25 protein-coding genes and 1 pseudogene are annotated in these 22,099 nt (G+C 57.9%); 9 read left to right on the forward strand and 17 right to left on the reverse strand.

Annotation, left to right across the window (positions count from 1 at the left end; genetic code table 11):
* Window positions 1-584: 584 nt before the first annotated feature.
* From EB231_RS29010 to EB231_RS29040, 6 genes are all read right to left on the reverse strand, one after another.
* On the reverse strand, window positions 585-878 hold the full coding sequence (locus tag EB231_RS29010) for a hypothetical protein (RefSeq protein ID WP_172353064.1): 294 nt from the start codon (window positions 876-878) through the stop codon (window positions 585-587).
* Window positions 879-1,563: 685 nt separating this feature from the next.
* Window positions 1,564-1,719 (reverse strand): DUF1515 family protein, encoded by a 156-nt coding sequence (locus tag EB231_RS29015; RefSeq protein WP_246740750.1) that lies wholly within the window; start codon window positions 1,717-1,719, stop codon window positions 1,564-1,566.
* A 663-nt stretch (window positions 1,720-2,382) separates the two neighbouring features.
* Entirely contained in the window at window positions 2,383-2,568 is a 186-nt protein-coding gene (locus tag EB231_RS29025) for a hypothetical protein (protein WP_172347044.1), read from the reverse strand.
* 103 nt (window positions 2,569-2,671) lie between these two features.
* Window positions 2,672-2,893, reverse strand: coding sequence for a hypothetical protein (locus tag EB231_RS29030; protein ID WP_246740751.1), 222 nt, complete (start codon window positions 2,891-2,893; stop codon window positions 2,672-2,674).
* 11 nt (window positions 2,894-2,904) lie between these two features.
* The gene (locus tag EB231_RS29035; protein WP_172351831.1) at window positions 2,905-3,111 is read right to left on the reverse strand and encodes a hypothetical protein; all 207 of its coding nucleotides are present in this window, start codon (window positions 3,109-3,111) and stop codon (window positions 2,905-2,907) included.
* A 63-nt stretch (window positions 3,112-3,174) separates the two neighbouring features.
* Complete coding sequence (locus EB231_RS29040; protein WP_172351832.1) at window positions 3,175-4,038, reverse strand: ATP-dependent DNA ligase; 864 nt, start codon at window positions 4,036-4,038, stop codon at window positions 3,175-3,177.
* A gap of 133 nt (window positions 4,039-4,171) precedes the next feature.
* Between EB231_RS29040 and EB231_RS29045 the strand changes: the two genes are divergently transcribed.
* From EB231_RS29045 to EB231_RS29055, 3 genes are read left to right on the forward strand one after another with little or no spacing between them, the layout of a single operon-like run.
* A complete protein-coding gene (locus tag EB231_RS29045) occupies window positions 4,172-4,360 on the forward strand; it encodes a DUF3606 domain-containing protein (protein ID WP_172351833.1) in 189 nt (62 codons plus the stop codon).
* Between the two features lie 4 nt (window positions 4,361-4,364).
* Window positions 4,365-4,586, forward strand: coding sequence for a hypothetical protein (locus EB231_RS29050; RefSeq protein WP_172351834.1), 222 nt, complete (start codon window positions 4,365-4,367; stop codon window positions 4,584-4,586).
* Complete coding sequence (locus EB231_RS29055) at window positions 4,583-4,801, forward strand: hypothetical protein (protein ID WP_172351835.1); 219 nt, start codon at window positions 4,583-4,585, stop codon at window positions 4,799-4,801. Before EB231_RS29050 ends, EB231_RS29055 begins: the two co-directional genes overlap by 4 nt.
* Window positions 4,802-5,074: 273 nt before the next feature.
* Here the strand turns inward: EB231_RS29055 and EB231_RS35745 are convergent, their stop codons facing one another.
* The 4 genes from EB231_RS35745 to EB231_RS29075 all read right to left on the reverse strand — a co-directional run bounded on the left by EB231_RS35745 (window position 5,075) and on the right by EB231_RS29075 (window position 6,869).
* Window positions 5,075-5,329: an ArsR/SmtB family transcription factor gene (locus tag EB231_RS35745; RefSeq protein ID WP_246741036.1), complete on the reverse strand. Its 255-nt coding sequence runs from the start codon at window positions 5,327-5,329 to the stop codon at window positions 5,075-5,077.
* 400 nt (window positions 5,330-5,729) lie between these two features.
* Window positions 5,730-6,233: an ArsR/SmtB family transcription factor gene (locus tag EB231_RS29065; protein ID WP_246740752.1), complete on the reverse strand. Its 504-nt coding sequence runs from the start codon at window positions 6,231-6,233 to the stop codon at window positions 5,730-5,732.
* A gap of 25 nt (window positions 6,234-6,258) precedes the next feature.
* Entirely contained in the window at window positions 6,259-6,438 is a 180-nt protein-coding gene (locus tag EB231_RS29070) for a hypothetical protein (RefSeq protein ID WP_172351837.1), read from the reverse strand.
* Window positions 6,439-6,515: 77 nt separating this feature from the next.
* Window positions 6,516-6,869 carry a response regulator gene (locus EB231_RS29075; protein WP_172351838.1) on the reverse strand — a complete coding sequence of 118 codons (354 nt, stop codon included), beginning with the start codon at window positions 6,867-6,869 and terminating at the stop codon, window positions 6,516-6,518.
* A gap of 347 nt (window positions 6,870-7,216) precedes the next feature.
* On the opposite strand from EB231_RS29075, the gene EB231_RS29080 reads away from it, so the two are divergent.
* Window positions 7,217-7,966, forward strand: a complete 750-nt coding sequence (locus EB231_RS29080) for an outer membrane protein (RefSeq protein ID WP_172351839.1) — start codon at window positions 7,217-7,219, stop codon at window positions 7,964-7,966.
* 181 nt (window positions 7,967-8,147) lie between these two features.
* Here the strand turns inward: EB231_RS29080 and EB231_RS29085 are convergent, their stop codons facing one another.
* Both EB231_RS29085 and EB231_RS29090 read right to left on the reverse strand, forming a co-directional pair.
* Window positions 8,148-8,483: a hypothetical protein gene (locus EB231_RS29085; RefSeq protein WP_172347045.1), complete on the reverse strand. Its 336-nt coding sequence runs from the start codon at window positions 8,481-8,483 to the stop codon at window positions 8,148-8,150.
* A 48-nt stretch (window positions 8,484-8,531) separates the two neighbouring features.
* Window positions 8,532-8,903 (reverse strand): DUF1515 family protein, encoded by a 372-nt coding sequence (locus tag EB231_RS29090; RefSeq protein ID WP_172351840.1) that lies wholly within the window; start codon window positions 8,901-8,903, stop codon window positions 8,532-8,534.
* A 210-nt stretch (window positions 8,904-9,113) separates the two neighbouring features.
* Between EB231_RS29090 and EB231_RS29095 the strand changes: the two genes are divergently transcribed.
* Genes EB231_RS29095 through EB231_RS29105 form a run of 3 tightly spaced genes read left to right on the forward strand, consistent with a single transcriptional unit; the run spans window position 9,114 to window position 10,701 of the window.
* Window positions 9,114-9,638 (forward strand): hypothetical protein, encoded by a 525-nt coding sequence (locus tag EB231_RS29095; RefSeq protein WP_172351841.1) that lies wholly within the window; start codon window positions 9,114-9,116, stop codon window positions 9,636-9,638.
* Window positions 9,639-9,650: 12 nt separating this feature from the next.
* Window positions 9,651-10,064, forward strand: a complete 414-nt coding sequence (locus tag EB231_RS29100; RefSeq protein ID WP_172351842.1) for a phage holin family protein — start codon at window positions 9,651-9,653, stop codon at window positions 10,062-10,064.
* Entirely contained in the window at window positions 10,045-10,701 is a 657-nt protein-coding gene (locus EB231_RS29105) for a hypothetical protein (RefSeq protein WP_172351843.1), read from the forward strand. The genes EB231_RS29100 and EB231_RS29105 overlap by 20 nt, the downstream gene beginning before the upstream one ends.
* A 1,357-nt stretch (window positions 10,702-12,058) precedes the next feature.
* Here EB231_RS29105 and EB231_RS29110 read toward each other — a convergent pair.
* The 4 genes from EB231_RS29110 to EB231_RS35270 all read right to left on the reverse strand — a co-directional run bounded on the left by EB231_RS29110 (window position 12,059) and on the right by EB231_RS35270 (window position 16,265).
* Complete coding sequence (locus EB231_RS29110) at window positions 12,059-13,138, reverse strand: histidine kinase dimerization/phosphoacceptor domain -containing protein (RefSeq protein WP_172351844.1); 1,080 nt, start codon at window positions 13,136-13,138, stop codon at window positions 12,059-12,061.
* A 91-nt stretch (window positions 13,139-13,229) separates the two neighbouring features.
* Window positions 13,230-14,270, reverse strand: coding sequence for a sensor histidine kinase (locus tag EB231_RS29115; protein ID WP_172351845.1), 1,041 nt, complete (start codon window positions 14,268-14,270; stop codon window positions 13,230-13,232).
* The gene (locus tag EB231_RS29120; protein ID WP_172351846.1) at window positions 14,267-15,754 is read right to left on the reverse strand and encodes an ATPase domain-containing protein; all 1,488 of its coding nucleotides are present in this window, start codon (window positions 15,752-15,754) and stop codon (window positions 14,267-14,269) included. The genes EB231_RS29115 and EB231_RS29120 overlap by 4 nt, the downstream gene beginning before the upstream one ends.
* Before the next feature lie 28 nt (window positions 15,755-15,782).
* A complete protein-coding gene (locus tag EB231_RS35270) occupies window positions 15,783-16,265 on the reverse strand; it encodes a phospholipase D-like domain-containing protein (protein WP_246740753.1) in 483 nt (160 codons plus the stop codon).
* A 654-nt stretch (window positions 16,266-16,919) separates the two neighbouring features.
* Between EB231_RS35270 and EB231_RS29130 the strand changes: the two genes are divergently transcribed.
* Entirely contained in the window at window positions 16,920-17,393 is a 474-nt protein-coding gene (locus EB231_RS29130) for an MgtC/SapB family protein (protein ID WP_172351847.1), read from the forward strand.
* Between the two features lie 75 nt (window positions 17,394-17,468).
* Here the strand turns inward: EB231_RS29130 and EB231_RS29135 are convergent.
* Window positions 17,469-17,876 (reverse strand): annotated as a pseudogene (locus EB231_RS29135) (SDR family oxidoreductase); the annotation flags it as partial.
* A gap of 732 nt (window positions 17,877-18,608) precedes the next feature.
* Here EB231_RS29135 and EB231_RS29140 point away from each other — a divergent pair.
* On the forward strand, window positions 18,609-22,097 hold the full coding sequence (locus EB231_RS29140) for a GAF domain-containing protein (RefSeq protein WP_445299329.1): 3,489 nt from the start codon (window positions 18,609-18,611) through the stop codon (window positions 22,095-22,097).
* Window positions 22,098-22,099: the final 2 nt, after the last annotated feature.

Consider the following 22,099-nt stretch of genomic DNA (forward strand, 5'->3'; position numbering starts at 1 on the left):
CCTGCGAAATTCCTGTCTCGCGCGCCATCTTGCAGCCGCGAGGAGCGACTTTACCCGGTCGACTATTGCGTTGGCGCCCGCCGGTTTGGTAACCCGCGCGCCAAGCAGAACCAAACTCGATGACTGGTAACATGCAGTGGGCATCGTCAGTGCCTCACCCCGCTACGCTCCCAAGCGTCCGGCGCCCGAGTCGTCGTATAAAATTGCTAGCTCCGCAAGATGAAACATCCCCCTCTGAAATGTCCAAAAAAGCCCGCCACCTTTCGGCAGCGGGCACAGTCAAGGGGGAACTCACACTGCATGGGCGGCAGTGTAGCCGTCTAATTTCGCAAGCTGGAAATTGTTCCGCTAAGACCCCTGCCGGTCAGCGGGCCCGAGATTTCGGAACTTGCCATCAAACATGAAAAGGCCCGCGCTACCTCGGCAGGAGCGCGGGCCGACCAAGATTGCAGGCCTTGGTCAGCGACGGGACCGTTGAGGACAGTCGCCGTCTTCCAACCCGCCAAAGGTTGGTTGGTTCCTGCGCCGGAAAACAAAGCCCGCCACCGTGAGGTGACGGGCTAGCGACCGGCGATGCGCTTTAATCAGTTTGCGCCGCCGAGCTGCTTGGTCATTTTGCAGAAATTGTCATGCGACTTGGCAATGGCCTCGTCTCCGCATTCCTTCATAATGCCCGCGCGGTCTTCTTCCTTCATGGCCATCCAGGCGGCCTTGAATTCCGCCTCGGACTTCATTGTCTTCATGCCGGCATCGGTGAAGAACGGCGACATTTTCGCCGGATCGTCGAGCGCCGACGTCCCGGTGCTGGCGCCTGCGAGCGCCGATCCTGTAATCATTGCGAGCGACATTGCGCCCATAGTTATCATCTTGAAGTTCATGGAAAATTCCTCCTGTTGAGGGCCGCCCATAGAGCAGCTTGTTCCATCAACTCCGTTCTCGATGAAAAGTTTCGCCCGCGATATTGCGAACCAGTCCGACAGGGGCATCTCAAGCGGGCCCGCCCCAATGGCCGAAGAAGCGGGCCCGGCCAGGAGCGAATTCCCCTAGTCGCAGCGGAGGGAATTGCCGCACTTCAAGAACCAGCCGACGAATATCTTGTTCCGCTTATGCGCAAAAAAGCCCGCTGTTCTTTGGGGAGAGCAGCGGGCAGGTTCTGGAGTCATGCTGGGATCATCCAGCGTCGATCAACGAGCGGCGGCAGCGTTGGTTGCGGGAAGCTTGATCCGGCACCGGCCGACACTAGTTAACTGCCGTCAGGCCAGCGCAACACGGTCGGTATGTCCTCTTTGCTTTGTATTTTAGAATACGCCGCGCTTATCGCGATCATCGCATTCGCACTATGGGTCTTCACCAAGATCGGCGAGACAGTGATGATCTGAGTTCTCCGGACCATTCCCTTTCGGTGCGCAGGCCTATGTCTCCAATCAGTCGCATCTAGACAAAGGTCGTTCATGCCCGGACTACGTCTTCTAATCGAGTACGCAGCAATCGTTGCGATGATCGCACTAGCGATATGGTTTGCCCTTCACTATTGGCGGCCCGAACAGATGATGTGAGGCGCTATCACCTTAGAGCGCGCCAGATATCAGCCCAATAGGCAGTGACGAGCGAAGCAACCGCGGCGGCCGCCATCCCCGTCACCCCCAAGGCTCCAAGGCTCCAAAGGCCCATGAGCTTCCAACGCGTCACCTCGGCCGTCACTTCCTTGACGCTGGTCATGTCGGCAATACGTGCCGTTCGCCCCGGTCCACTTCACCGCCTCGGTCAGATGTTGAGCGTGCCGCCGTGCCACGGAGACAGCCCAACCCGTGCCGGTGCCGACAACCGCCGCAACAGCGATCGGTATCTGTGAGGTTCAGGATGCGAAAACGACCTAAAGATCAGATGTTGTCAGCCGTTCGTGACTCAACGCTCGACATGGAAGGCGATGACCCACGGCCGGCCACGTGCATCATAGGCCTATCGACCGAAGACGGCGTCACTTCGTTCGCGTTGAGCAAGCAAGGCGCCAAGACTATGATGCTGGCGCTTCAAACCTTTCTCGACCGAACTGGAGGAGCGAGGGCGCCTAAAAGCCCGCCGGCGGTCGCTAAACGTCGAACAGGTCAGACGGATCCCGACCGATCTCGGCAATGATGTCGAGCCCGGTGCTGATAGCGACGTTGAGAACTAGGGCGAGCCGCCTTCGCGGTGGTCCATTGCTTCAGCGATGACCTCGAACACGCTCGGGACTTCCTCGCTGATCTCAGTGCGGGCAATCCCTCCTTATGGTCGCCTCCATAGCTCGGTCCGCAAGGACGCCGATCGCCATCGGATCGTCGGTAATGGTATCTGGCAGTTGTCCCGCCATCCATTTGTCGAGAAAATTGATACCGCGCGTGCTCATCGAGCCTTAAGCTCGCTTCCCGAATTGAGTTCCAGCAACACCTGCTGGGTCGCCTCCTTGAGCCGCAACTCTCTTAGCCGCGCGGTCTTTGCTTCTCTCGCCTGCCTCTCCGCGTCGAGCACCAACCTGCTCTCGCGGTCTGCCCTCTCGATCTTTTCGCGATCCACTTTGCGCCGGCTCATAACAGCCTCCCTTTGGTCTGATGGGCCAAAAAAGTGCTGATCTGCGAAAATGTTCCCGGCGAAATTTTTCGGGTTTCACATCATTTTTTATTGTGATGAAGGCCTAGGGCAAAAGCCGACTCGTCAACTTCGGCTTCCATCTGGTCACTGACCGGCCTGCCTTGACTTCACTATCCAACACCACGCCGTCCAAGCCCTGCAGCCAGGCGTCGGCATGCTCTTGCCAGAACTCGGGCACGACGCGCTCCTTGCCGTCCTTGCGCGCCTGCGCGCCGTACATCCAGGCGTAGTTCGCGCGCTCCTGGTCCTTCTTTGCGACGGCCATCAGCGTTCTCCTTACCGGCCGAGCGGTTGCTTCGACAGAGTGAGCAGCTCGGTCTCGTCTTTGATACCTGCCATGTAATTGGCAATGATCCGGGATGCGAGCGCGTCGCGCTCCTCTGTCAGAAAATCCGTCTTGAGTTGGTCGAAAACACGCCCCAGCAGTTCAACCTCGGATGGATCAAAGTTACCAGCCTCATGGGCCTTGTGTCGGATTGGCATCGATCTCTCCGCAACAATCGGAAGCCGCGATAAAAGCACAGCGCCTGCCCAAGGCAAGCCGTCTCAATTCTCTTCCCAGTAGTCCAGCAGTCTCGCGTGTCGCAGCTTTTCTTCGCCCTTGAGCGTCTTCACGCGCCCGACCAGGCCAGGTTTCAGCCACTCGGCCTTGTCCTTCTTGTGTCCTTTCGGAACGGGACCGCCGACCTTGCCTTGCACACGGTCCCACAGGGCTTGCCTCTTGTCGGCCCTTAGCCTCACGAACGCGCCGCCTTTATAGTGGCCCTTTTCAGCCATTATCACCTGGGCGGCTTTGCCGGGCTCGCGCTGCACGCCAATGATGTCCATCTGCTTCTCTTCGAAGCACTTGATCTTGCGCCAGGCCATCGTGGGGCCGCTGCGATAGGCGCTGTCCTTCCTCTTGGACACCACGCCTTCAAGGCCTGCCTTATCGACGATATGATAGACGGCCGCGCCAGTGCCCGGCAGCGCCTCGCTGAACTGTATACGCCCGCCTTCCGGGATCATGCCTTGCAGGATCTCGCGTCGATCGGCCAGCGGCATGGCGCGCAGATCGTGACCATTGAGAAACATCAGGTCGAACGCGACAAGGTACAGGTCGGGAGAAGGCCGGCGGCGGCCAATAATGCCTTGCAGCGCGTGGAAATCGGAAAGCCCGGCCTCATTGATCATGATGGTTTCGCCTTCGAAGATGAAGGTTTCGGCCTTGATCGCGGCGGCTTCCTCGGCAAGGTAACGATACCGAGCGGTCCAGTCGAAGCCGTTCTTCGTCAGCATCCGAATCCCGTCTTCATCCTTGATGACCTGGGTCCGGTAGCCGTCGAACTTTATCTCATGAATCCAGTCGTCACCCTCCGGCGGGGTATCGTAAAGCTCCGGCTCCATCGGCTTGATGAACTTCAAACGCATACGCTGACTCGCACAAACCGCGATTCAATAAGCTTAAGCTAAAATAGTTCCAAAACCGCAATTAATTCCCAGTTGCAACAAATCGCGGGTCACGACGTTGCGCTCCATCCGTTCATGACTGGAGGACAAGAGCATGGCCGACGACAAGAGCAAGCGCGCCTTTCGCGACCGCGACCGGGTATCCGCCGATGAGGATTATGAGGTGGCGTACTTCGCCGAGAAGGCCGGCATCACAGTCCAGCAGGTCAGGGACTTGATTGCAAAGCACGGCAACGATCGCGCTACGCTGGAACGGGAAGCCAAAGCGCTCAAGGGGCGCTAACTCCATGCCGACGTACCAGGTTGAAGAGTTCTATGGTGAGAAGCTTGTCTCCTCCAAAACCGTGCAGGATGACGAGCCGATGAAAGCAGCTGAACAAGTGGTTGGCGGCCCGGTTTCGCCGAGAGCCTTGCAGGAGCACTGGTTCAGGGTCGTAGATGAACGCCGATCCGCAGTGCACGAGTTCAGCTTGGCCGAACCAGGCAAGCCTGGAGATTTTGCGAAATGACGAAGCTTTCAGATCTAGGCCCGCCGATCCCCGGCGAGCGTCACGGCGGCGAACCGGAGCGGGAAGAGGACAATTTCTATCCCTGCCCCTATTGTGGCCAGATGGTCGACCAGCGCGATTTGCGTCAGGTGATGTGGCACGAAGGCCCGGGCCACGAGCCGTTGGAGCCGGAGGACGGGGCAACAATCCTGATATTCCCGGAGGCCCGGAATTAACCCCTAGAAACAAAAAGCCCGCCGGCCGGAGCCAGCGGGCTTTCGAGAAAGAATTTTGCTGTCTCAGCCTGGGGGTATGATGACAATCACCGAAGGGGTGGAAACTGCCGTAACCTTCGAGAGACGTTCGCGCTTGATCAGCGTAGGCTTTTCATATGACTTTTTCATGTGGTGTCCTCTCGCTTTTCCCTCGATGCGAAATGTGTTGGAGCTGGCTATTTTTGTCAATCCGGCCGCCTCGGCCAGCCGGTGTAGGCGCGGCGGCACAACGGCTTACGGTCGGGTTGGAGGGCCAGGCAATAGATCGGGAAGCCTGTCAGTTTTGGCCAAATCATCCAGCAGTCGGAAGACGCCTTTCGCCGCTTCTGATTTGCACGAATAGTAGCGGCGCGGTCCATCCACTCGCGATTCCACGATTCCTTGGCCTGTTAGAAGCGCTAGGTGCTGAGATGTGGCTGAAGCGGAGATACCGATCCGCCGGCCCAACTCGCCCACCGTTTTTTCACCGTCAATCAAGTGAACGAGCATCAGAAGACGCTTGTCGTTGCCCAAGGTGCTAAGCCAACGAGCAATGTAGGCAGCATCGTTGCGGACGCTCAGACGGGTCGCCGGCCGGCGACGCAATGCCGGATTCGCCTTAATTTCTGCGAGCCGCTTTCTGACGTACGACACCACGGCCGACCTTTGTGATTTTCAGCGCAGAGAGGCCGCGCCACTGGAAAGCCCGCCACCGCGTTTAAGGCAGTGACGGGCTCTTGTTTGTCCGCTCGGTCGGGTGGACGCCCGAGCACGTAGGAAACTTCACCGATTGAAAATGGTTCCAACAAACAGCCCGCGCCCAAAGGCAAGCAGCCGATTAGCTTGCAGGGGGTGGGCAGGGGATGTGCGCGGCCGTGAAAGGTCTCATGGGTCGCTGTGGGATGCCAGGCTATAGATCGGGAAGCCTATCGTTTTGGGCTAGATCATCCAGCATCCTGATAATAGCCCCGGCCTCTTCCGAGTTGCAGGAATAGTACCGCCGGATACCTTCGGAGCGGTATTCGAGGATCCCTTGTTCGAGCAGAATGCCGAGATGCTGGCACATGGCGGAATTGCTGAGGCCCATTTCCAGGGCGAGGTCGCCCACGCTTTTCTCACCGTCCATCAATTTTACGATGGTCAACAGGCGCTTGCTGTTGCCCATGCTGGCTAGCCAGCGAGCTGCGACCTCTGCCTGATTTCGAAGGTGAGCTTGTCCAGCCGGCACCCGGCGGGCAGTCGTATCGGCGCGAATTTCCGCCAATCGCTGTTTGACGTACGAAGCCATGCTTTTGCTCACCGTTGCGCAGGGCGGCAAAATCTCGGCGATCGGTTTGGTTGTCAAGCTGGTTCTAAAAAAGGCAGGACTAGCAGCGTCGCGTTTTCCCCGGCTGGGAAGCATGGTTCCGCTCATGCGAGCGCGCCTGAAAGACCTCGGATCAAGTCCGGCCCTGTTTTAGAATACGGGCCTCGCGGACGATCGAGGAATGGTCATATCCGACCATTGCGATGATGTCCCTGACTTGCGCCTCCGAAATTCCTGTCTCGCGCGCCATCTTGCGCACGAACTCGGCTTTCCGATCAAAGCGCTGCTCTTGTTCTTTTTCTTCTTCGCTCATCACGGCGAACTCCTGCTCGCTTGGGTAAGCGTCCGGAGCAGGATTGTGTTCCTATCGCGGAAAAAGATTCTGGCCGCTCAGGCCACGGTGAGAAGCGCCTTAACCCGGTCGACTATCGCGGTGGCGCCCGCCGGTTTGGTAACCCGCGCGCCAAGCAAAAACACAGGATCCTGGCCTTCGCTAATCATGCCGGTATGAACGACGAAGGGAACGCCTTGGTCCACAAGGTGCCTGGCAATGGCCGAGCAGTCTCCATCAGTAAGGCGAACATCAAGGACGGCCGCGTCCGGCCTATGATCCGCGAGGAAAGCCGCTGCATCGACACACGACCTGAGAGCGGCCACGTGAAAGCCGGCCTCGATCAGCGCCTCTTCAACGTCCATGCTGATGAGCACTTCATCCTCAAGGACGAGGACGGTCTGTTTTTCCACGCCCACGCTTGGACCTCGATGACTGGTAACACGCAGTGGGCATCGTCAGTGCTTCACCCGCTACGCTCCCAAGCGTCCGGCGCCCGAGTCATCGTATAAAATCGCCAAGTCGGCAAGATCAAAGATGCCGCCCGAAGTCCGAAGAAATGCGTGGACCCTGGCAAGAGCCCGGGCAGCTTTACTAGTCGGCATTTTGCCTCCCGCGCGTGTCACGCAATGCGGGTCCAGACATCGATAGGAGGTTGGTCCAAGATAAAATAAAAGTGGTTGCACAATCGCCACACAATTTCCGAGCGATCTCGGCTATTATCCTCAACGAGGGTTTTACTTGGGTTGGGAGAAAATAGGTGAACAAATTCTTAGCAGTTCTGGCTGTTGCCGCCCTGTCGGCAAGCACCGCCTCCGCAGCCGACATGGTGGCACCGATCGCGGGGTCGACCTATGATTGGAGCGGTTTCTACGTCGGCGGCCATGTCGGCTTTGCCAATGGTGACATCACTGCTACGGACGTAACGGAGCCGGATGGTGGTTTTTTCACCGACGCCGTTCCGGCCGGCACGGAAGGCTTTGACTTCAACAAGGGCGCCGTGGCAGGCGGTATCCATGCAGGCGCGCAATGGCAGTGGGGACAATGGGTTCTGGGCGGCGAGGCAACCTGGACGGCAACGGGCATCCGCAAGACCATCACCAGCCCCTACTTCCCGGACACGGACACAGAAACCGCCAAAATCTCGAATTATGCGACGGTCGTCGGCCGCGTCGGCTACGCCTTCGATCGCGTGCTGATCTACGCCAAGGCGGGTTATGCCGGCGGCAAGGTGGACTTCCGCGCCCGAGACAATGACGTCCTCGTCACCTACGAGAAGAATGAGTGGCAGAACGGCTATGCGCTTGGCGCCGGCATCGACTATGCCCTCACGAACAACCTCTCGCTGGGCGTGGACTATACCCACGTCGACCTCGGCCATAAGACGAGCACGGGTGACAACGTGTTCGATGACGGTCACCTCGGTGACAATCCCGAGACCTATCGCACCAAGGCCAAGGTTGATGCAGTCATGGCCCGGCTGACCTACAAGTTCGGAATGGGCCAGTAATTTTTTAGCCACAAAGTCACAAGAAGGCCCGGCAGATAGCCGGGCTTTTGCGTTTACGTGTCGGAAAAAGCCCGCTGTCCCTTGGGGGAACAGCGGGCAAGTCCAGGAAGTGCGCTGGGATCATCCAGCAGCGATCAACGAGCGGCGGCAGGGTTGGTTGCGACCACGGACTGCCTGGTAACTATATCTCGTCAAACCGACCTTCGCGGGTGGGATGACGGGCGATGGCGGCCTCTTCCTCATCGTCAGGTAAGGCGTCGTCGCTGTTCTGATACGGGTTGTCGTCGTCTTCCTCGACAACTTCGCCATCCATTTGAATACCGGCATTGGTCTCGGCTGTTGCGAGATTGTCGTCGCCTTCGGATTCGATGCCGATCGTCTCGCCCTCACCGTGGACCTGATCGCGGTCCCAGTCGTTGGTCTTGTCTGGCGTTTTGACGACAGCTTCTCGAGTCTCCCGGTCTGTGTCCTTTCGGGGATCGGTGCCGGGAATATCGCGCGATGATTTGGGGTGCATGTGTGGTTCTCCTTTGAAGCCAAACCACTTCAGACTTTCAAGGTTCCCTCACCCACCGCGCAGCACTCGCCAAATATCACCCCAATACGCCGTTACCAGCGAAGCCACCGCAGCGGCCGCCATGCCGGTGACGCCAAGGGCGCCAAGGCCCATGAGCTTCCAGCGCGTCACCTCGGCCGTGACCTCCTTGACGCTGGTCATGTCGGCATTGAGCTTGCTGACCGCGCTTTCTGTGGCGCTCACTCGCTCCACCAGCTCGTCGGTCTTCTGATACATTTTCGCGCGGCTAGCGGCGGCCCGCTGTTCCGACTGCTCGTAGCTCAGGGCGGCGCGGGAATCGCTGTCCTTGATATCGCGACGGATCTCGGTGATGTCGCGTTGCATGTTCTTCGTCGCCTCGAGGAGACCGCCGATCATCATTTCGAGGCTTCTGTTGCATGGTCCCGATGACGCTGCCGACCAGGCGCGAGACGCCAAGCCGGTCGCCAAGGAGCGTCATGAGCAAACTCGTTGGCCGAGCCACCAATAGTATGCAATGGCCGAGGGGAGGATGTGGAACGATTTTCGCCACCTCCAGGAACCGCTTGATGCTGGCGAAGTTCACCTCTGACACAACAGGAGTGACTCACCGTGAACACCTTAAATACAGACGATCTCTCGGGATCAGGAAATGCCAACGAGAACGAATGGCAGGGCAGTGCGGCGACTGAACGTGGCGCGGCCACCAAGGAAGCAATCGGCAATTTGAAGACGAGTGCCGCGGAAACCGCTTCGCATCTGAAAAGCGCCGCCGCGTCCGTGTCAAGCGACGCCAAAGACTACGCCGGAACTGTCGCCTCGGGTGCCGCCGGTGCCTTCAAGGACGCTGTCGAGGCCAACAAGACCGCAGGTGCCGACGCCATCGCCAACATCGCCCATTCTGTGAAAGACGCGGCCGATGGTATCGAAAAGCAGTCGCCTCGGATCGCAGGCATGGTGCGCAATGCAGCCGAAGGCGTCGAGCGCGTCTCAAGCGATATCAGAGATCGCAATGTGGGCGAGTTGCTCGATGCCGTCACCAAGTTCGCGCAGCGCCAGCCTGCCGCCTTTTTTGGCGTTGGCATCCTCGCCGGCGTGGTCCTAACGCGGTTCATGCGAAGCTCTGACAGATCCTGAAAGGCCATTCAAATGGATGATGGTGCGCATCACCGGCCGTTCGGGAGCGTGCTCAACGACGCGATAGGTCAATTCGCTTCATTGATGCGACTTGATCTTCGCCTGCTCGAGGCAGAAATGCGAGCCAAAGCCACACCGATCGTATCATCGGGCGCATGTGGCGTGGCGGCTGCGCTCTTCTTCGTTCTGGCTGCGTTCGCGCTGGTTGAATTCCTCATTCTTGCGATGATCCATTTCGGGGTCGACGCGATGTTCGCCTGTCTCACCGCCGGTGCCGTTTTAGTCGGCGCAGGAATGCTGTCCCTATATCTGGCCAAGCGCGCGCTGATCGGATGGACCATCGCCCCTGTTGAGACCGTAAATCAGGTGCGGGCAGACCTCGCGGCCTTAAAGCAGGGGATACGGTATGGCTCAACCCAGCAATGAAATTCGGGACATCTTGGTCCAAAGTCGCGCTGGAAGGCAGGCTCTGTTTGGTCCGGTAAGCGAAGTAAGCCGCAGACTCCAACCCAGACATCTGGTGCAAGTCTCTACAAACTGCGCCAGACAAAAATTCGCCGGGGCAATCGATCGCGTCTCCGGCGCGGTCAAGGAAAATGGCGGCACTGCGGCGGCGGTGGCCTTGGGTGCCCTCGTTGTCTTCGATGCCGGAAGAAGAAGTGTGGACGGCAATGCCGGTGGCACCGACTTCGAAAACTTTGCACGCAGAGGGAATTCCGACTCGAGCCCCGGCCGTCACGTTGCGACCCGTGAGGTGACAGGGCTCGATCAGGCGAAGGTAATTGCGGGCTCGGCCATGGCGCTTTCGCTCGGGCACGTCATCGGGCGGGCTTTTCGGACGACGGCCAAAGAACGCGCCCTATTCGGCGCCGCTGGAGACACAGTTCGGGAAACGGCCGCCAAGTTTGTCCATGAACACAAGCGGGGCGCCAAACTTGCCGCTGCGGAGGCTTTCGGCCTCGCACGATACGGCGCCACGCTCTTGGCAATCCTAGCGGTGGCCAGCGACTATTTCGTGAGAAGTGACGATATTGGAAGTCCGCCTGGGAGCTGCTCGGACTGAAGATTATGCGGCAATCCGACTCGCTCCGACAGTTGTAAAGGACTATAATGTCTATTGTAGCCGGAACTGCTTTCGCCTTACTCATTTTTCTCGTGATCCTGCTCATGACGCATGCCGCGCGTGATTTGCTAAGCTCACCATTATTCTATCGTTTGAGGCGCCGACTAGGGTATTAGGCGGCGATCGGCGAAGCGGAGGTTATCCGCAGGCTTCACTGACTGCCATAATCTGATTGCGGTGTTTTTCTCGGCAAGGGCGGTCATCGGCCTCGGAAATATTCGGTGCCCGCCGGCATCGCAGACAGGCGCTCGGAAGATCAATCTCGCGGCAATCTGCTTCACCTAAAGCACTGATGATAAGACGCCAGTTAGCTTTTGCGGCGTTTCTAACGGCATTTGGGCGTCTATGGCGAACAGCTCCCATCTGATAATTGACCGCAGGGCGCAAGATCCGGCCCGTCGCTTGCAGGTTCGCAATCGTCGTTTCGTTGTCATCTTGCGGCCATTTCCGCGCTGACGCCTTTTAGTCTCTTCATGACACGGCACAAGAGACCGCCTACCAGAATTCGGCGTCTAGGATGGATAGGGTGAGTGAGTGCGCAACGATTTCTCGCGGTCGATGGCGCTGCAGCTCGATTACCTTCTGAGGCCGAAGAAACTAAGAACTGCAAGGACAACCACGACTAGCCCCACAATGTAGATTATGCTGTTCATTGACTCCTCCTAAAAACCAGACCAAGCAGCCTCGGCTGCCATAGTCTCCACCTGCACTGAACATTTAGAACCGCCTAATGTTCCATCTCGCTTCTCGCATTCCGATTAATTCCGGGCGGCTGGCCGCTGCATGTCAACGCTAAGCTGGCCCCCTGTCGACCCGCGCTGAAAGATGATCAAGAGCAATCGACTTTCTATTGCTGGCGTTTCTTGAGCATTCAGGCTTCGCCCATCAGCGACCAAGATCGTAGCGGACCATCAAAATCAATTCCGTCACCTGCTTCTCAGAAATACCTGTCTGCCGTGCGACTTGCGCACAAATTCGTCTTTCGGATCCAATGTCTTTGGGTTCCCAGGCATAAATATCCCTTTCGAAAGACTAAGCGTCCGAAACAACTTAGCGCTCCGCTAGGATACGGAAAGCGCGCTCATGGCCAGCACCGGAGGCGTCGCGCGGTCGAGTCGCGGTGCTCAGCTTTCGATAGGGCGCGAACCCAGAATGTTTAGCGATCGAGACGGGATGTCATCCCTGCACGATCGCCGTCAACCCAAACGATCTCGGTATCGATGTCGCGCGGTAGGCGCCAAGACCAGGCTATGGACTTCGCTTCAGAGGATTGTTGGCATGGACGTGCAAATCGCCATCAGCTCGCCGCTGCGGAGCGTTTGAAGACGATGGTGACTTTTGTCCCTTCGATGGCGCTGGATTTGACTTCGAATTGCGCTTTGGCGTTCTCGGTCAAGGAGCGCGCGATCAGCGCGCCGAGCTTGCCGGGTTTCGGCCATGTCTCGCCCTCAGGCAATCCAACCCCGTCATCGGCGATCGTGATGCGGCATCCGTCGCCGTCGACGACGCTGTGGAGCGTTATCGTGCCGCCTTCCCGTCCCCTGAAGCCGTGTTTGAGCGCATTGGTGAGCAGTTCGTTCACAACCAGTCCAGTCGGCATAGCGACGTTGATCGAAACGGGATAGGTATCCACCTTCATGTCCAGGCGGATGCCTTCGACCGCGTGTGAAGCCATCACCGCGGATGCTATCTGGCTAAGATAGACACCGAGATCGACCTCATCTTTCTGGCCGTCGTCATTCGACAGCGCCTGGTAGAGTATCGCAAGAGCGTCGACACGCCCGGCCAGCCTCTCGAATCGTTTCTGATCGGGCTCCGCCGCGTTGCGGGTCTCCAGCCTGATGAGTGCGGTAATCATCTGGAGATTGTTTTTTACCCGATGCTGCAGTTCCCGCAGCAGCGTATCCTTTTCCCGAACACGTTCTTCGACTGAGGGCGTCTCTTCGCCATGAACGGATACGTCCACCAAGGCAACCAGCCGAAAGCAAGTCTTGCCGTCGTCGTCGACTATCAAATTGGAATAGGCATCAACGATTGCCGGTGCGTCGACACCGCGCTCCAGGCGGAAAGTGCCCACGAAATCCGATTCTTTGACAACGCTCTCAGCCAGCGCCTTGTCCTTCTGTTCACGAATACCGATACCGGAAAGCGCGGCCCAGTTTCTTCGTGCCAGACTGGCGGCCGTCAGGCCGCAAAGTTTTTCGAATTCCGGATTGGCATAGACGACGCGCTCGGTTTTGATCAGGTCGGAAACGGCAATCGCGATGGGTATCTGGTCGAGGAATTTCTTGAACTGTTCGCTCTCCAGCGCGGTGGCGAGTTCGGGGGTATCGAGTAACTGCTCGACCGCCCCAGGCTTCCCTGGATCCGATGTCATTTTTGCGCCTACGCTGCAAAGAACGCCAATCAGTATCAGCGATAGGGCGGATAGGCCACCGCCGAAGGGGCATCACCTTTGCTTGCAGAGGTCAATAGGCGGGGACCAGCCTTGTGTCTCGTAGGGGCAAGGCCATAGTGAACTGCAGGCCCTCAGTATGATAGTTCAACTCAACCTTGGCTTGGCACTGCACAGCGACGACTTTCTCGAGCAGTGTCGTACCGAAACCGCGCCGTCGTGGCTTCTCGACCTTCGGTCCGCCTTTTTCGAGCCAATCCAGATTGAGGACTCGTTCGTCGTGCGAATTGTCCACCGACCACCTGACCTCGAGACGGCCGTGCGAGCGGGACAACGCGCCATATTTGGAGGAATTGGACGCGAGTTCGTGAAAGGCCATTCCGATCGGGATCGCGATATCGGCGACTAGCGCTACGTACGGCCCTTCGAGCACTACACGTGACTTGTGGCTCGTGTCATAGTGGCGCAGTTCCGACTCTAGCAGCTTGTGCAAGGAAGCCATCTGCCAATAGTCATCGGTGAGCATCGAGTGCGTGTCGGCGAGAGAGACGATCCTGGCTGAGAAATCACGGACGAAATCATCCACGTTACCACTCGACTTAGCCGTCGCCCCCATCATCGCCCGGACATTTGCGAGCGTGTTTTTGACGCGATGATGCAACTCCCTGATCAGCAGTTTCTGTCGGTCTGCGACCTCTTGCTTCTGTTCAATGTAAGATTTTACCTCAAGCTGACGGGCGCGGGCACGCAGAGCCGACCGCACCGAATTTGTAAGACTCGACGCCAAGAAGGGCCTTTCGAGAACGATCAGATAGCGGTCCAGAAAGGCCAGGCGATTGTCGATTTCCGTTCCGCGCATCGTGAGCAACACGATCGGAAAATCCGACCACGCCGGTTGATGATTGAGCCAGGATGCGAGCCGATTTCGATCAGAACTGATCAAGGCCTCTTCCGTTACCAAAAGACAATGTGCTTGGTCCAACAGCGGAACTGCTTCCTCGAGCGTGGCGCAGATCTGAGACTTGATCCCGTTGTCCGCGAGGATAGACGACGCGACCTTCGCGTCGCGCCCGACCGGCGCGAGCACCAGAACAATGCGATCTGAAAGCATCACGAGGCCTTGTCTTGTAGCAGGTTGCCTCGCTTTCCCTCGTAAGTGGGCACGCCAGTCAGGATCCCCCGGAACTCCTCCAAAGGTTCGCCGACAGCCAGGCCGTCTGCGCTTATCTTGAATTCGCGAATGGTGTCCTCGTGGGGCCCGACGCGTTTCTTGACCACGGAAATAGCCCGTCTCAGACGGCCGCCGCTTTCGAAAAAGCGCAGCAGCATTATGGAATCGCAGAGATAGGTCAAATCGACAGGGGCGGACATTTGCCCTATCAGCCCATGATTGGCCAGCAGGAGGATGGTCACAACGCCCTTTTGATTGAGATATGTCAGGATCTCGTGCATCTGCAGCACAAGGTGCTGCTCCTCCGACATGGCATTGAGGTAGCCGGTCAGGCTGTCGATAACGACGATCCTTGCATTTGAGCGCTCGACAGCGGACTGGATGCGCGACGACAACTCACCAGGCGACAATTCCGCCGGATCGATCTGCTCCAAAATCAAGCCGCCATCAGCGGAGAATGGCCCCAAATCCATCCCCAGGCCTGAAGCGCGCGCCAGGAAAATCCGCTTGGTTTCATCGAACAAAAGCACCAGCACATGTTCGCCGCGCTTGAGAGCCGCATGGCAATAGCTGCACGCTATGGTCGACTTGCCGACGCCAGAAGGTCCCATCAGGAGAGTGCTGGTGCCGCGATCAAGACCACCACCCACAAGCGTGTCGACAGCACCGTTACCGGTTGCCGGCGTTCCATGCTCGGCCATCTCATGTTCGGAAGCAACCAAGCGAGGAAAGACCACCACGCCGCCCGGCCGAATGACAAAGTCGTGGAAGCCGCCGCGAATTTGGACGCCGCGCATTTTAATGATGCGTAGCCGCCGCCGCTCGCCGCCGTAGATCGGCGATAGCTGTTCCATCCGGATGACGCCGTGACTGATCGAATGGAGGTTTAGATCGTCATGTTCAGCGGTGAGATCGTCAAGTAGAAGCACCGTTGCATTGTTGAGCAAGAAAAAGCTTTTCAAAGCCAGGACCTGCCGCCGATAGCGTAACGAACCCTGCGACAAGAGGCGAATTTCCGACAGAGAATCGAACACCACACGGTCCGGCTTCATGCGCTCGATCTCGGCGAGCGCGGCCCGCACCGTCTCACCGAGCTCCAGATCGGACGAATGCACCAAGGTCTGTAACTGTGACGGATCGAGGCTTAATTCGGGAGGGACCAGTTCGAGGATCTCGATACCGTCAAGAGAAAATCCGTGCCTTTCCGCGACCGAATGCAGTTCACGCTTGCTTTCGGACAGCGTTATATAAAGGCATTTCTCGCCTTCCGCCGCGCCCTGGATTAGAAACTGCAGACCAAGTGTGGTCTTACCTGAACCAGGCCTGCCCTCTACAAGATGTGAGCGAAATTTCGCATATCCGCCTCGCAGGACGTAGTCGAGGCCTTTTACGCCAGATGATATTGGTGAAGCGTCGTTTTTGTCCACGGTGCCCCGCCTGCTTTATCGTGAGCTGCTAAACGGATAGCATTTTCAATGGTTCCCTCAACGCGCACTTTGGATGCAATACTAGCCGGTCGGCGAAGCATTCCCAGAATTGGCGACAAATCGCTAAAGCTGGGATTTGATCGGTAGGTGTTTGACCAGGGGCGGCCAAGGATACGGCGGATCGACGTGGGTCGGTGAGCGGAGGTTCGCGATCCGCCTTGCTCGCAACCGTGCAACGTAAAATCTCATTCTTCAGCTCGAGTCGGCAGCTCGCTTCCGGCGCTATCTCCGATTTGAACCGGTGCCGCAGTTCCGCGACCAACTTCTCGTCTTCAAAAAGCACACCCATTTCCGAATTCAACGATACGGACCTAGGATCGAAGTTGAAGGATCCGACGAAACCGACGCGGTCGTCGACACTGAATGCTTTGGTGTGCAGGCTGGCGCCTTTGGACCCAAATACAGAGATCTTGGCTTGCCGGCTAAAGGGTTGAAGCTCGAAGAGCTGCACGCTCTTACTCAACAAGCGCTTGCGATAGTTGGCATAGGCCCCGTGCTCAACAAGCGCTTGCGATAGTTGGCATAGGCCCCGTGGACGGCCGCGACATCGGTTGCGGCCAAGGAGTTTGTCAAAACAGCCACCTGCACCCCACAAGCCCCTCTTGCGTGTGATGAAATAAGGGGGACACGATTTCGACACGCTTGCGCGCCGACTGAATGATTGGGAGCAACTCCTTCATCAGCCAACCGCACGGTCTCAGCCTCGAACCTTTCCCGAGGGTCTGAATTCACGCGCGCGCTGTCCACCGTACGCTGCGGCCAGCGGCTATAAGTTCGGCGATGGAACCCTTGTCGCCTATACCGCTCAAAAGTATCGACTGGGTTTTATCGTCGCTTCCCGCAAAAATAACGGCATGCGCGCCTGGCGCGGTCGAAGCGAGTTCTTCCATGGGTTTCGCGTCCTGGCAAACCCGATGCCGTCGACGAACTTCTTATCTCGCCGAAGTCTACCAGGGCGGTACAGCACACACTTCGATCAATCTCAACAATGTTCGAAACGACCCTCCTGTCCATCATCGTCTTGAATGATGGTAGCGTAGTATGGATGTCAGAGCCTCCCTAGCACGATGGGGAACCGAGCAACCGACGCTGCGTTCCTGACCACATGGACGAGTTCATCGAGCGATTTGGGCAAACGACTTGGCTACCCTTTTCCGTAATTTCGGCCAGGGTTATGCTTGCTGCGCTCCTCGGAGCGGCTGTCGGTGCCGAACGGGAATGGCGTAACCGGCCTGCCGGATTGCGGACCCATATTCTCGTCTGCGTTGCGACGGCCGTGATCGCTATCTTGGCAGTCGAGATCACCCACCTCCATGTATTTGACGGTCAGGAGGTAGCAATTGATCCCCTTCGCTTGATTGAAGCCACTACCGCAGGAGTGGCGTTTCTGGCTGCCGGCATCATTTTTTTCTCGAAGGGAGAAGTTCAGGGGCTTACCACTGGCGCCGGCATGTGGCTGGCCGGAGCCATAGGTTTAGCGGTAGGACTCGGGTTCTGGCAGATCGCGTCGCTAGCTACGTTACTTGCGTTGATCGTGTTGGGGCTTCTGCAACTATTTCAAACGGGCAAAAAGGATTGAAATAGGGTTGGCTCTTTATCGGGGCGGCGCACGAAGTCGTTTTCCCGTCCACAGGTCGCAATCTGCCGTGTTCCTTCATCCTAAATTCACTCGCGACGCCCGACCGCCGGGACCATACACGCCGCTTGCGGTATCCGCCGCCGCGAAGCAGTATTTGCGCTTACTTCGCGGCGGTTTCCTTGCCGAACTCACCAGGATGTGGGACGGCACCTCGTTGTGCAGGCGCTTCATGCGCGTTTTTGCGCCGAACACTACGACATCGCTCGGTGTCAGATGGGTTGAGGGGGCCCAGACCGGGCCCGCCGCGGTGGCGTTCACGCGAATTCCCTTGTCGATCAGATTGCCTGAAAGCGCTCTCGTACTGGCGTGGATTCCGCCCTTCGTCATCGAGTAATCGACCAACCCATCTATGCCGGTGATCGATCCCGTATCGACAATTACGGAGCCCGGCTTCATCACCAGACCATTCCTGCCCATGTGCCACCCCTGAACAGCGCGTCGTATAAAACGGCTGGTTTGATCTCTGCCTCATTGCCGGGTTTCGGATGGTGCTGTTCAGGAAAAGGCGGTGCCGGGTATTCCGGCCCCCTGCCAGTGCAACCAAAACCGAGTTGGGCCGTTTTGGCCGGTTCAATATTTTTGGGGGATTTCTTGGGACCATCCAATGAGGGCAAGGCGAGCGCCGTGTTTCGCAGCACCGGAGAAATGGCTGAACGTATCGGCACGTTTGGCTGGAGCGCCACCTCTATTGGACCGGTCTCTTCGTGGCCAACCGAGCTCAAGACACTCGTTGATCTCCTTTTAGGCTCCGCACAGCCCATGTTCGTCGTCTGGGGCCAGGATCGCATCTGGCTCTACAATGATGCCTTCATCCCAATCCTTGGCCGCAAGCATCCGATGGCTCTCGGCCTGCCCAGCCAACAGGTTTGGGCGGAAGCGTGGCAGACGATCGGCCCGATGTTTGATCAAGTTTACCAGGGCCAGTCCGTCCACATGGATGACCTCGAGATTAGGATCGACAAGCATGGCTCGCCGGAAGAGACACATTTTACATTCTCCTACAACCCGATCACGGAGGCGGGAACCGGGGCCATCGGCGGACTGTTTGGGGTGTGCACGGAGACCACGGATCGATTTCTAGCCGAAAAGCGCGAGCGCCTTGCCGCTGAGCGTCAAATCCACCTGTTCGAACAGGCCCCTGGTTTCATCATTATCATGCGCGGTTTCGACCATGTGGTCGAGTTCGTCAACGACGCCCATCGCCAAGTGTTCAACAGCGGTGACTGGCTCTCGAAGCCCATACGGGATGCCTTTCCTAGCCTCGAGGGACAAGGTTTCTTTGAACGCCTCGATGATGTCTTCAGAAGCGGTAAGACGTTTGAAGCGCAGGGGGTTCCGGCACGATTTCGCCGATCGGCGGATAGTCCCGAAGAGACACGCTACCTGACGTTTATCTACGCCCCCCTCTACGATGGCGAGAATATCATCACAGGAATATTCTGCGAAGGGTTTGACGTTACGGACACATTTCGTGCGAGAAAGCGCAGTGCCGCCCTCGCCGAACTTGGGGACATTGTCCGCTTGGTCGAAGACCCTGACGAACTGGCTTACGCCGCAGCCGAAATCATTGGGCGCGAACTGGAGGTAAGCCGGGCCGGATATGGCACGATCGATCTGGCGAATGAGACCATCTCGATCGAGCGCGACTGGAATGCACCTGGGATCAAGAGCTTGGCTGGAGTGCTGCATTTTCGTGACTATGGCACGTATATCGATGACCTCAAGCGCGGCACTACCGTTGTCGTTGAGGACGCGGACAAGGACCTTCGGACGAGCCAGAACCCAGAGGCTCTGAAAGCGATCAGCGCTCAATCCTTCATCAACATGCCAGTGACCGAACGGGGTGGTTTTGTGGCGCTCCTCTACCTCAATCATGACAGGCCCCGAGCTTGGACCAGGGAAGAGATAGAGTTTGTTCGGGAGATGGCGGAGCGAACCCGTACCGCGGTCGAACGACGGCGGGCACAGGCGGAATTGCGACAGAATGAAGGTCGCTTGCGCTTCCTCGACGGACTTGGGAAAGAAACGTCGAAAAGTAAAAACGCGGACGCGGTGCTCGAAATCACGACCAGGATGCTTGGCGAGCATGTCGACGTCGCAATCTGCGCCTATGCCGATATGGAGCCTGACCAGGACCATTTCACCATCCGGGGAGACTGGCACCGGCAAGGCTCTTCCAGCATCGTTGGCTACTATAGTCTGCGGGAGTTTGGAGAACTTGCCGTTCTCCGGCTCCATCAGGGTTTGCCGCTGATCATCAATGACAATCGGCTCGAACTCGCCCCGGAAGAAGCCGCGACATTTCAAAGCATCGGCATTGCCGCGACCATTTGCATGCCCCTGGTCAAAGAAGGACGCCTGACCGCTCTTATGGCGATCCACGACAGTGCTCCGCGCGTCTGGACACAAAATGAGCTTGCGCTTCTGACCGAGGTGACCGAGCGGTCGTGGGCCCATATAGAACGCGTCAGGTCCGATCAGAGCGCTGCCGAGACTGCGGAGCGTCTGAGCCTAGCGACCCAGGCGGCCGCGATCGGCATCTGGGACTACGACCCGGTCGCCGACCGGTTGCGGTGGGATGCACAATGCCGCGCATTGTTCGGCATTACGTCGGACGATACAGTTTCGTACGAGGGATCCTTCATCGGCGGCCTCCACCCCGATGACCGCATCCGGGCAGATGAGGCGGTCAAGCGGGCAACTGCTCCAGACAGTCTGGAGGGATTTAACATCGAGTACCGAACCATTGGCCTGGAGGACGGTATCGAGCGTTGGGTAGCCGCAAGTGGGCATGCGATTTTCGAAGCCGGCAAGGCCGTTCGATTTATCGGCACAGTTATCGATATTTCCGATCGCAAGAAGGCAGAGCGGCACCTCAAGATCATGAACGACACCGGAGCGGCGGTCGCTGCGGAACTCGATCTCGACAAGATTGTGCAAATCACCACCGATGCCGGCCTGGAACTTTCCGGAGCCCAGTTTGGGGCTTTCTTCTACAATGTGCTCGACGATCACGGCGGCAGCTACATGCTCTATGCCCTGTCAGGCGCTCCACGTTCGGCCTTCCAGGATTACCCCATGCCGCGCGCGACGGCTGTGTTCGAACCGACCTTCCTCGGGACAGGTGTCGTTCGATCGGACGATATTCTCAAGGATCCACGATACGGCAAGAACGCGCCGCGCAAAGGTATGCCGGAAGGCCATCTGCCGGTTCGATCCTATCTGGCGGTACCGGTTGTGTCCAACTCAGGCGAAGTTCTGGGCGGTCTGTTCTTTGGTCACGCGGAGACTGGCAAGTTTCGTCCTGAACATGAAAGTGCCCTTCTTGGCATCGCTGGCCATGCCGCAACGGCGATCGACAATGCGCGCCTCTTCCAATCCAGTGAGCGTGAGTTGGCGGAAAGGCGGCGTGCCGAGGCCGCACTGCAGACACTCAACTCCACGCTCGAACAACGGGTCATCGATGAAGTGGCAGAACGCTCGAAGACAGAGGAGCAACTGCGGCAGGTTCAAAAGATGGAAGCGGTCGGCCAGTTGACAGGCGGCATTGCGCACGACTTCAACAACATGCTCGCGGTCATCATCGGTGGGCTCAATCTGCTTCAGCGCAAATTGTCCAAAGGCGAGACTGACGTCAGCCGATTTGTCGAAGGGGCCATGGATGGAGCGCATCGCGCGGCCGCCCTTACTCAGCGATTGCTGGCCTTCTCTCGACAACAACCGCTCAAGCCGGAGCCCATCAACGCCAACCGCCTAGTTGGTGGCATGACCGAACTGTTGATGCGCACACTCGGAGAAACGATCACGGTGGAGACGGCGTTCGGAGCCGGTCTCTGGCAGGTCAAGGCCGATCCCAGTCAGTTGGAGAGCGCCCTGCTCAACCTGTCGGTCAACGCGCGGGACGCCATGCCCAGCGGCGGCAAGCTGACCATCGAGACGTCGAACGCCTATGTCGATGAGCGATACGCTCGTGAGTCCGCCATCGCCGCGGGTCAATTCGTGCTGATTGCCGTGACCGATACCGGTACGGGCATGACCGCGGACGTTCTCGCCAAGGCGTTCGATCCCTTCTACACGACCAAGAATGTCGGCAAGGGCACCGGGCTTGGCCTAAGCCAGGTTTACGGCTTTGTCCGGCAATCGGGCGGCAATGTGAAGATATACTCCGAGCCCGGCGTGGGCACGACGATCAAGATCTATCTGCCCCGGTATTACGGCAGCACCGATCAAGACTCCCAAAAGCCCAGATCAAAGTCGATCGATGGTGGCCTTCCAAGTGAAATCGTCATGGTGGTCGAGGACGAGGATCGCGTGCGGGCAGTATCGTCGGAAGCTTTGCGCGAGCTTGGCTATACCGTCGTCGAAGCCAGTGGTCCCACCGAAGCGATCAAGATGATTGAAGGCGGGCAGCAATTGTCCCTGCTTTTTACCGACGTCGTCATGCCTGAGATGTCGGGGCGGCAGCTGGTTGATATCCTGCGCAAGAATAACCCCAAGCTCAAGGTTCTTTACACCACCGGCTACACGCGCAACGCAATCGTTCACAACGGAATGCTCGATCCTGGAACGCAGCTTTTGCCGAAGCCTTTCAGCCTTGAAGACCTCGCCGAAAAGGTGAGGACGATTCTCGACGATCCTTCCTAGTA

Origin of the sequence: Mesorhizobium sp. NZP2298 (assembly GCF_013170825.1) — a bacterium.
Classification (GTDB): Bacteria; Pseudomonadota; Alphaproteobacteria; order Rhizobiales; family Rhizobiaceae; genus Mesorhizobium.